Annotated in this window: 9 protein-coding genes; 7 read left to right on the plus strand and 2 right to left on the minus strand. The window is 61.2% G+C overall.

Annotation, left to right across the window (positions count from 1 at the left end):
• The first annotated feature begins 210 nt into the window (after positions 1-210).
• The 7 genes from ACTD9P_RS28300 (at position 211) to ACTD9P_RS28330 (ending at position 7222) form a co-directional block, all read left to right on the plus strand.
• Positions 211-1473, plus strand: a complete 1263-nt coding sequence (locus ACTD9P_RS28300; RefSeq protein ID WP_438870235.1) for an OprD family porin — start codon at positions 211-213, stop codon at positions 1471-1473.
• Between the two features lie 233 nt (positions 1474-1706).
• Entirely contained in the window at positions 1707-2525 is an 819-nt protein-coding gene (locus ACTD9P_RS28305) for an NAD-dependent epimerase/dehydratase family protein (RefSeq protein ID WP_438870236.1), read from the plus strand.
• Between the two features lie 30 nt (positions 2526-2555).
• Positions 2556-3431 carry an SMP-30/gluconolactonase/LRE family protein gene (locus ACTD9P_RS28310; protein WP_438870237.1) on the plus strand — a complete coding sequence of 292 codons (876 nt, stop codon included), beginning with the start codon at positions 2556-2558 and terminating at the stop codon, positions 3429-3431.
• Positions 3432-3482: 51 nt separating this feature from the next.
• Entirely contained in the window at positions 3483-4445 is a 963-nt protein-coding gene (locus tag ACTD9P_RS28315; RefSeq protein ID WP_438870238.1) for a TRAP transporter substrate-binding protein, read from the plus strand.
• A 64-nt stretch (positions 4446-4509) separates the two neighbouring features.
• A complete protein-coding gene (locus tag ACTD9P_RS28320; protein ID WP_200432473.1) occupies positions 4510-5037 on the plus strand; it encodes a TRAP transporter small permease in 528 nt (175 codons plus the stop codon).
• Entirely contained in the window at positions 5037-6317 is a 1281-nt protein-coding gene (locus ACTD9P_RS28325; protein ID WP_438870239.1) for a TRAP transporter large permease, read from the plus strand. Before ACTD9P_RS28320 ends, ACTD9P_RS28325 begins: the two co-directional genes overlap by 1 nt.
• Positions 6317-7222, plus strand: coding sequence for an aldose 1-epimerase (locus ACTD9P_RS28330; protein ID WP_438870240.1), 906 nt, complete (start codon positions 6317-6319; stop codon positions 7220-7222). Before ACTD9P_RS28325 ends, ACTD9P_RS28330 begins: the two co-directional genes overlap by 1 nt.
• Before the next feature lie 70 nt (positions 7223-7292).
• Here ACTD9P_RS28330 and ACTD9P_RS28335 read toward each other — a convergent pair whose 3' ends face one another.
• Positions 7293-8438 (minus strand): HlyD family secretion protein, encoded by a 1146-nt coding sequence (locus ACTD9P_RS28335; RefSeq protein WP_438870241.1) that lies wholly within the window; start codon positions 8436-8438, stop codon positions 7293-7295.
• The gene (locus tag ACTD9P_RS28340; protein WP_017136435.1) at positions 8435-10081 is read right to left on the minus strand and encodes an MFS transporter; all 1647 of its coding nucleotides are present in this window, start codon (positions 10079-10081) and stop codon (positions 8435-8437) included. The genes ACTD9P_RS28335 and ACTD9P_RS28340 overlap by 4 nt, the downstream gene beginning before the upstream one ends.
• Between the last annotated feature and the right edge of the window lie 373 nt (positions 10082-10454).

The following is a 10454-nucleotide window of genomic DNA, read 5'->3' on the forward strand; positions in this document are numbered from 1 at the left end:
GTGTGTCAGTCAATTCATCTGTAACTGACCCACCGCATTCGCGAGCAAGCCCACTCCCACATGGACCGTGCCCACTTTTTATCGATGCCGGCATAGTCATCGTATAACTTCTGCTTGACAGACCCCGAAAACCCCGCAAATATCCCTCGCAATGTTGTACGACAACGTATAACAAATAATAAAAACAACAAAACGAAAGGGAGCTTCACTGTGCCTCAATTCGCCCGTAATTCCTCCTCGCGTCTCGGCCTTATCAGTTTCAGCAGCCTGGCACTCGCCCTGCCCCTTTGTGCCCAGGCAGAGGGTTTTCTCGACGACGCCAAAGCCACGCTCAACCTGCGCAATGCCTACTTCAATCGCAACTTCACCAACCCCACGTACCCACAGGCCAAGGCCGAGGAATGGACGCAGAACTTCATCCTCGATGCCAAATCCGGCTTTACCCAAGGCACCGTGGGCTTCGGGATTGACGTACTGGGCTTGTTTTCGCAGAAGCTCGATGGTGGCAAAGGCACCGGCGGTACCCAGCTGTTGCCGCTCAACGGCGATGGTCGCCCCGCCGACAACTTCGGGCGCTTGGGCGTGGCACTCAAAACCCGGCTGTCGAAGACCGAACTGAAAGTCGGTGAATGGATGCCGGTGCTGCCGATCCTGCGCTCGGACGACGGCCGCTCCTTGCCGCAAACCTTTCGTGGCGGCCAGGTCACCTCCAATGAAATCGCCGGGCTGACGCTCTACGGCGGCCAGTTTCGCGGCAACAGCCCGCGCAACGATGGGAGCATGGAAGACATGTTCATGAACGGCAAAGCCGCGTTCACCTCCGATCGTTTCAACTTCGGCGGCGGCGAATATGCCTTCAACGACAAACGCACCCAAGTGGGCGTGTGGTACGCCGAACTCACCGACATCTACCAGCAGCAGTACCTGAACCTGACCCACAGCCAGCCGGTCGGCGACTGGACGTTTGGCGCCAACCTCGGCTTCTTCAATGGCAAGGAGGACGGCAGCGCGCTGGCCGGCAACCTCGACAACAAAACCTATTCCGCCCTGCTCTCGGCCAAATACAAAGGCAACGCCTTCTATGTGGGCCTGCAAAAACTCACCGGCGACAGCGTGTGGATGCGGGTCAACGGCACCAGCGGCGGCACCCTGGCCAACGATAGCTACAACGCCAGCTACGACAATGCCAAGGAAAAATCCTGGCAGATACGCCATGACTACAACTTCGTGGTGCTCGGCATTCCGGGGCTGACCATGATGAACCGGTATATCAGCGGCAACAACGTGCACACCGGCGCCATCACCGATGGCAAGGAATGGGGCCGCGAATCGGAGCTGGCCTACACGGTGCAGAGCGGCACACTGAAGGATCTGAATGTGCGCTGGCGCAACTCGACCATGCGTCGGGACTTCAGCAACAACGAGTTTGATGAAAATCGGATCTTTGTCAGCTACCCGATCTCGTTGCTCTAGGGCTCGATCTATAAGCAAAAGAAGATCCCTTGTGGGAGCGGCGGTGCGACGATTCGACTTGCTCGCGAATGCGGTGAGTCAGTTACAGATTTATTGGCTGACACACCGCATTCGCGAGCAAGCCCGCTCCCACATTTGATCTGACTTGCCTGCAGGAATGTTGACAACCTCGGGAATCCCTAACACTATTTCCACATAGTCATACGACAACCTACAACAACAATGGAATTCCCATGACCACCACCACGCCTGTCCCCTTCAACCGCCTGCTCCTCACCGGCGCCGCCGGCGGCCTGGGAAAAGTCTTGCGCGAACGCATGCGCCCTTATGCCCAGGTACTGCGCCTGTCGGACATCGCCAACATGGCCCCGGCGGCCGGCGCGTTCGAAGAAGTGCAACCCTGTGACCTGGCCGACAAACAAGCCGTGCACCAGCTGGTGGAGGGCGTCGATGCCATCCTGCATTTCGGCGGTGTGTCGGTAGAGCGCTCTTTCGAAGAAGTGCTGGGCGCCAACATCAGCGGCATTTTCCATATCTACGAAGCTGCCCGTCGCCATGGCGTTAAACGCGTGATCTTCGCCAGCTCCAACCATGTGATCGGCTTTTACAAGCAGGACGAACACATCGACGCCCACTCCCCACGTCGCCCGGACAGCTACTACGGCTTATCCAAATCCTACGGCGAAGACATGGCCAGCTTCTATTTCGACCGCTACGGCATCGAGACCGTGAGCATCCGCATCGGCTCCTCGTTCCCGGAACCGCAGAACCGCCGGATGATGCACACCTGGCTGAGCTTCGATGACCTCACTCAACTGCTTGAGCGTGCGCTGTACACCCCGAATGTGGGCCACACCGTGGTCTACGGCATGTCGGATAACCTCGACACCTGGTGGGACAACCGTTACGCCGCGCACTTGGGTTTTGCCCCCAAGGACAGCTCCGAAGTGTTCCGCGCCAAGGTCGAAACCCAGCCGCCAGTGGCCGCCGATGACCCGGCCGCGGTTTACCAGGGCGGCGCGTTCTGCGCTGCAGGGCCGTTCGGTGACTGAACGCACATCAACCCAAGGGAATGAGTTGCCATGACCGCTGAACTGATCGTCGACGCCCGCAATGCCGTGGGCGAATGCCCGGTGTGGGTGCCGCAGGAAAACGCGCTGTACTGGGTGGACATCCCCAACGGCGGCCTGCAACGCTGGAGCGCCGCCACCGGCCACGTCGCCGCCTGGAAAGCCCCGCAGATGCTCGCCTGTATTGCCCGCACCGACGCGGGCAATTGGGTCGCGGGCATGGAAAGCGGGTTTTTCCAACTCACCCCGCATCACGACGGCAGCCTCGACTCCACGCCCCTGGCGAGCATCGAGCACCCGCGCCCGGACATGCGCCTCAACGATGGCCGCTGCGATCGCCAGGGCCGTTTCTGGGCCGGCAGCATGGTGCTGAACATGGGCCTGAATGCGGCCGAAGGCAGCCTGTACCGCTATGCGTCAGGCGCCGCGCCGCATGCGCAACTGAACGGGTTCATCACCCTCAATGGCCTGGCCTTCAGCCCGGACGGCCGCACGATGTACGCCTCGGATTCACACCCGCTGGTGCAGCAGGTCTGGGCGTTCGATTACGACATCGACACCGGCACGCCATCCAATCGCCGCGTATTTATCGACATGCATCAGTTCCTCGGGCGCCCCGATGGCGCGGCAGTCGACGCCGAGGGTTGCTACTGGATCTGCGCCAACGACGCCGGGCTGGTTCATCGCTTCACCCCGGATGGCCGCCTGGACCGCTCCCTCAGCGTGCCGGTCAAAAAACCCAGCATGTGCGCCTTCGGCGGCAGCCGGCTGGACACTTTGTTCGTCACCTCGATCCGTGATGACCACAGTGAGCAGTCAGTCGCCGGCGGCGTGTTTGCCCTCAACCCCGGCGTCAGCGGATTGCCGGAGCCCACATTCACCCTCTAGCTGCATTGCTGTGCCTTGAATACAACAACAATAAGACAGGAGTGACACCCCATGGACTTCAAACGCACTTTGCTCGCCGCCGCAATCTTCACCCTTAGCACCGCCGCCCACGCGCTGGAAATCAAATTCGCCGACATCCACCCCGCCGGCTACCCCACTGTCGTTGCCGAAGAGAACATGGGCAAGGCCCTGACCAAAGCCAGCAACGGCGAACTGACCTTCAAATACTTCCCGGGCGGTGTGCTGGGTTCCGAAAAAGAAGTGGTCGAACAGGCCCAGGTCGGCGCGGTGCAGATGACCCGCGTCAGCCTCGGCATCGTCGGGCCGGTGGTGCCGGACGTGAACGTGTTCAACTTGCCGTTCGTGTTCCGCGACCAGGCGCATATGCGCAAAATCATCGACGGCGAGATCGGCGATGAAATCCTCGCCAAGATCACCGACTCCGAGTTCGACCTGGTGGCGCTGGCCTGGATGGACGGCGGCACGCGCAACCTCTACACCAAGAAGCCAGTGCGCAAGATCGAAGACCTCAAGGGCATGAAAATTCGCGTACAGGGCAACCCGATCTTCATCGAAGCCTTCAACGCGATGGGCGCCAACGGCATTGCCATGGACACCGGCGAAATTTTCAGCGCCTTGCAGACCGGCGTCATCGACGGAGCAGAAAACAACCCGCCGACGATGCTGGAGCACAACCACTTTCAGAACGCCAAGTTCTACACCCTGACTGAGCACCTGATCCTGCCCGAACCCATCGTGATGTCGAAAATCACCTGGAACAAACTCACGCCCGCCCAGCAAGACCTGGTGAAAAAAGCCGCCAAGGTCGCCCAGGCTGATGAGCGCGCGCTGTGGGACGCCAAGTCCGCCAGCAGCGAGGAAAAGCTCAAGAAGGCTGGCGTCGAGTTCATTACCGTCGACAAAAAATCCTTCTATGACGCCACCGCAGCGGTTCGCGCCAAGTACGGTGCGGCTTACGCCGACATCATCAAACGCATCGACGCGGTCGAGTAATCACCCTTCCCTTTAGTCAGGCCCGGCGCGGTCGGCATCGACGCGCCCGGTTACGGTGAACGCCATGAAGAATTTAGTGCTGCGCATCAACGACCGCATTTACATGACCTGCATCTGGGTCGCCGGCCTCTCGGTGCTCGGGGTCGCGCTGATCATTCCCTGGGGCATCTTCGCCCGCTACATCCTCGGCACCGGCGCAAGCTGGCCGGAGCCCACCGCCATCCTGCTGATGCTGGTGTTCACGTTTGTCGGCGCGGCGGCCAGTTACCGTGCCGGCGCGCATATGTCGGTGGCCGTGGTCACCGACCGCCTGCCACCGCGCCAACGGCAAATTGTCGGCGTTATCACGCAACTGCTGATGGCCACCATCTGCCTGTTCATGACCGTCTGGGGCACCAAGCTGTGCCTGTCCACCTGGAATCAGTTCATGAGTGCGATCCCCACCCTGCGCGTGGGCATCACCTATATGCCGATCCCGATTGGCGGCCTGCTGACGCTGGTATTCGTACTGGAAAAACTCTTGCTCGGTGACCAGAGCCAGCGCCGCGTGGTGCGCTTCGACCTGGTTGAAGAAAACGAAGGGGCTGCCTGATGGACGCATTGATGCTGCTGGGCAGTTTTATCGCCTTGATCCTGATCGGCATGCCGGTGGCCTACGCCCTCGGGCTGTCGGCGCTGATTGGCGCGTGGTGGATCGACATTCCGTTCCAGGCCCTGATGATTCAGGTGGCGGGCGGGGTGAACAAATTTTCGCTGATGGCGATTCCGTTTTTTGTGCTGGCCGGGGCGATTATGGCCGAGGGCGGCATGTCGCGGCGCCTGGTGGCATTTGCCGGGGTACTGGTGGGTTTTGTGCGCGGTGGGCTGTCGTTGGTGAACATCGTGGCGTCGACGTTTTTTGGTGCGATTTCCGGCTCGTCGGTAGCGGATACCGCCTCGGTCGGTTCGGTATTGATCCCGGAAATGGAACGCCGGGGCTACCCGCGCGAGTTCTCCACCGCCGTCACTGTCAGTGGTTCGGTGCAGGCCTTGCTGACGCCGCCCAGCCATAACTCGGTGCTCTACTCCCTGGCGGCCGGCGGCACGGTCTCGATTGCCTCGCTGTTCATGGCCGGCGTGGTGCCTGGGTTGTTGATGAGCGCGTGCCTGATGGTGCTGTGCCTGATCTTCGCGAAAAAACGCAACTACCCCAAGGGTGATGTCATCCCGCTCAAACAAGCGCTGAAGATCGCCGCCGATGCGCTCTGGGGCCTGATGGCCATGGTGATCATCCTGGGCGGCATCCTCTCGGGTATTTTCACCGCCACCGAGTCTGCCGCGATTGCCGTGCTGTGGGCGTTCTTCGTGACCATGTTCATCTACCGCGACTACAAATGGCGCGAGCTGCCCAAGCTGATGCACCGTACGGTGCGCACCATTTCCATCGTGATGATCCTGATCGCCTTTGCCGCCAGCTTCGGCTACATCATGACCCTGATGCAGATCCCGGCAAAAATCACCACGCTGTTCCTGACCCTGTCGGACAACCGCTACGTGATCCTGATGTGCATCAACGTGATGCTGCTGATGCTCGGCACGGTGATGGACATGGCGCCGCTGATTTTGATCCTCACCCCGATTCTACTGCCGGTGGTTCTCGGTATCGGCGTCGACCCGGTGCACTTCGGAATGATCATGCTGGTGAACCTCGGCATCGGCCTGATCACCCCGCCAGTGGGCGCGGTGCTGTTTGTGGGCGCGGCGGTGGGCAAGGTCAGTATCGAGAAAACCGTGGCGGCGCTGCTGCCGTTTTATGCGGTACTGTTCCTGGTATTGATCGCGGTGACCTACATTCCCGCGCTGTCACTTTGGTTGCCGCATCTGGTGCTCTGATGATCGAACTTGAAGACAACCTGACTCAGCTCACCCTGGCCCCGGACGTGGGTGGCAGCATCGTCAACTGGACGGTGCGCGCCACCGGGCAACCACTGTTGCGCCATAGCGACGAACACGCCGTGAATACCGGCTTGCCGGGCAAGCTCGCATGCTACCCGCTGGCGCCGTGGTCCAACCGGGTTGCCCAAGGCGGTTTCGACACCCCTGACGGCTGGCTGGCACTCACGCCCAACAGCCCGCTCGACCCGCTGCCGATTCACGGCTCCGCCTGGCAACAGGCGTGGCAGGTGGTGCGCCAGACGGAGGATGAAGTGGTGCTGGAGGTGGTGTGTGGGACGCCATTTGCCTACCGCGCCGAGCAGCGGTTTCGCTTACGTGGCGGCGAACTGAGTATCGAGTTGCGCGTGACGCACCTGGCCGAAGAAGCCGCGTGGCACGGCCTGGGGTTGCATCCGTATTTGCCGCGTCACCCGGGCACGCGGTTGCAGGCCAGGGCGGATCAGGTGTGGATGAGTGATGCGTCCAAGCTGCCAACCGGGTTGACGGCGGTACCTGCCGAATGGGATTTCACACAGATCAAAGGGCTGCCGCAAGGCCTGGTGGACAATGGGTTTTGCCAGTGGGACGGGCATTGCCGCATCGAACAACCGGAGCTGGGCTATGCCCTGGAGTGCCAGGTCAGCGGCGCCGATTATTACCTGCTGTTCTGCCCGCCGGGGTTGGGGTTCTTTTGCATCGAGCCGGTGAGTCATCCGGTGAATGCGCATCACCTGCCGGGCAGGCCCGGCCTGAAGCTGCTGGAAAAAGGCCAGTCAACTCACCTCAATTTCACCCTGAAATATATTCCAAATGTGGGAGCGGGCTTGCTCGCGAAAGCGGAGTGTCAGTCAATTCATCTGTAACTGACCCACCGCTTTCGCGAGCAAGTCGAATCGTCGCACCGCCGCTCCCACATTTTTGATCCTCGGCGTGTCAAGGCGGGCTGTTTTTGAGGCGCCCCGCCGTGTCGATACTCACTACCACCGACAACCCCGGCCGCAGGCGCTCGCTCTCGGCCTGATCCGGGTCCACCGTAATCCGCACCGGCACCCGCTGGGCGATCTTCACAAAGTTGCCGGTGGCGTTATCTGCCTGCAACAGGCTGAACTCCGAGCCGGTCGCCGGGGAAATATGCTGCACCGTTCCGTGAAACTTGCGGCGGTTGAGCGCGTCCACAGTGAACGTCACCGGCTGGCCGACCTGCACATTGTCCATCTGGGTTTCTTTCATGTTGGCGATCACCCACAACTGTGGCGGCACCAGCGCCATCAACTGCGCGCCGGAGTTGACGTAGGCGCCCAGGCGCACGCCGATCTGCCCCAACTGGCCGTCACGCGGCGCAATGATGCGGGTGTTGGACAGGTCGATACGCGCCAACTCCACGGCCGCATCGGCACTGGCCACTGCCGCTTCCAGGGAGCCACGATTGACGATCACGGTTTGCAGGTCCTGCCGGGCGATTTCCAGGTTGGCCTGGGCCTGGGCCACCGCCGCGATGGTCTGCGCATTCGCGGCGCGGGTCACGTCCAGCTCGCGCTTGGACACCGACCCATCGCTGATCAACTCTTCATTGCGGCGCAAGTCGGCGGTGCTTTTGCGCGCCTGGGCCTGGCTGTCTACCAATGCGGCCTGGCGCAGTTTGATGGTGGCTTCGGCGCTGTTGCGCTGCTGCACCACATTGGCCAAGGAGGCTTTCTGCACCGCCAACTGGGCCAGCGCCTGGTCAAGACGCTGCTTGTAGATGCGGTCATCCAGGCGCACCAGCAGGTCACCGGCCTTGACGTACTGGAAGTCCTGCACCGGCACTTCATACACGTAGCCGCTCAGTTGCGGGCCGATAATCGTCACCTGGCCGCGCACCAGGGCGTTCTCGGTGGTTTCCACCGCACTGCTGAACGGTGGCAATTGCCAGGCATACAGCACGATCAATACCCCGACGATGGCAATCGCGGCAAAACCCAATGACGAGATGATGCGCACCCGCAGCGAACGCGGCTCCGTGACGGTCGAGCCCGGTGGTGGCGTGCCTTCCGGGGTGGAGGCGATGGCGTTGGTGGTAGTGGTGGTGGTTTCGGTCATGAAGTAACGCCGCTGGGTTGAACGGGAGGGGCTGCTGCTTTGGTGGTACTCATCAGCCACAGGCTGCGGGTGAAAATCCACAGCATGGTGAGGATTGCGATGATCGCGATCAGCATGAACACATCGTTGTAGGCCATCACATTCGCCTCGCGCGTGGCAGCCGTGGCCAGGCTGCGAATGCCCATGAGGTTGCGCAGTTCCGGGTCGGCGATCACGCCGCCGTAGGCCGAGCCGCCGCTCTGCACCCGTGCCGCCACGCGTGGGTCCAGCAGGGTCAGGTGTTCGACGATCATGCTGGAGTGGTATTTCTCCCGCACGATCTGGAACGTGCCCAGCAACGCCGCGCCAATCAGGCCGCCGAGGTTCTGGCAGATGCCGAACATCACCGAGAAGCTCACCAGGTTGCGCGGGTTGGTCAATACGTTTTTTGTGCCCAGCACCATGGTTGGCCCCAGGAAGAAGGTGCCGCCAAAGCCTAGCAGGAACTGGCTGATATACAGGTTTTGCGGGCGGGTCAGGTTGCTGGAGAAACTGTCCATCACGGAGCCGGTGGCCATCAGCGCCAGGGAGATGATCAACGGCATCAGCAGGTGCGCCGGGTTGATCGTCAGCGCGCTGACCACCAGCCCGGCAATCGCCCCGGCCAGCATCACCACGTAGAGGGTGTGCATCTGCTGGTAGCTCATGTTCAGCATCTGCATAAAGCCCACCGCGCCGGTGGACTGCTCGGACAGCACCATGCGAATCAGCACCACCGCCAGCGCCAGGCGAATCATCGCCCCGCTGCCGAGCCAGCGCGTCATCAGCATCGGGTTGGCACGGTTATGCTCGATGGCCAGGCCGGCCATGATCAGCACCAGCGAACAGGCCGAGGCCACGCCGATCCAGGGCGCTTCCAGCCACCAGTCGATACGCCCCAACGACAGCACCGCGCAGAGCAATGCCACGCCGCTGGCGAGGATGGCAAAGGTGAGGAAGTCGAGTTTTTCAAAGGTTTTGAAACGGTCGCCGGGCGGCAGTTTGAGCATGAACACGCAGCCCAGGCAGATCAGCGCCATGCCCAGCTCGAACAGGTACAGCCCGCGCCATTCGGCAATTTGCAGCAAGTCTTCGGAGAACAAACGCGCAAGCGGCAGCGCCAACTGCGCGGTGCCCAAGCCCAGCACCAGGGCTTTGAGCCGCCACTTGGCCGGGAACGCCTGAATCATGTAGTACAAACCCAACGAACTCAGCGCCGCACCGACCATGCCGTGAGCGGCCCGTACTGCAATCGCCGAACTCAAGTCGTTGACGAACAAATGGCCGAACGTCACCAGCGCATACAGCACCAGAAACACCTCGGTAAACGCCCGCAGGCCGAACTGCTGGCGAAACTTCACCAGCAGCAGGTTCATGCACACGTTGGTCATCACATAAGCAGCCGGCAACCAGGCCATTTCTGCGGTGGTGGCGCCCAATGCGCCTTGCAGATATTGCAGGTTGGCGATCACCAGCGCGTTGCCGAGCCCGCCGGTAATTGCCACCAGGATCCCCACCAATGCAAACAGCCAGCGCTTGTGCGTAGGGTGCAGTGGCGTCGACGGCGAGCCCGGCAAGCTCGGCCGCTCGTGGGGTTGCCAGGTGTGGGGGGTGTATTTATCCATTGCATGACCTTGATGAGCCGACGTGCAAGGTCGGTGAATCCGTTACTCAGGGACCAGTAAACCTGAGAGGCGTTCATCTTGCCATGTCTCATGGGGGCACGGTCAAAACTGTGGGAACTGGGTTGTCTGTTGTGGCGGTTTGTTGATTTGTCGGTGTACATATCCGTTGCTGCGGTAACGGCGGCTTATGGTTCCGCTCTTACAGCGGGTCACTTTTGCAAGGACGCAAAAGTAACCAAAAGGTCCTCGCCCCACCACTCGGCACCTCGCTGTGGCTCGGTGTGCCCTCACTCCGGCTTGAATCCGTGGGCCGCCGCGATGGGCCATCCTTGGCCCAGCGCGGCTAACCCGGCGTCCTGCCGGGTTACCCACG

Source organism: Pseudomonas onubensis (genome assembly GCF_965653655.1).
Taxonomy (GTDB): domain Bacteria; phylum Pseudomonadota; class Gammaproteobacteria; order Pseudomonadales; family Pseudomonadaceae; genus Aquipseudomonas.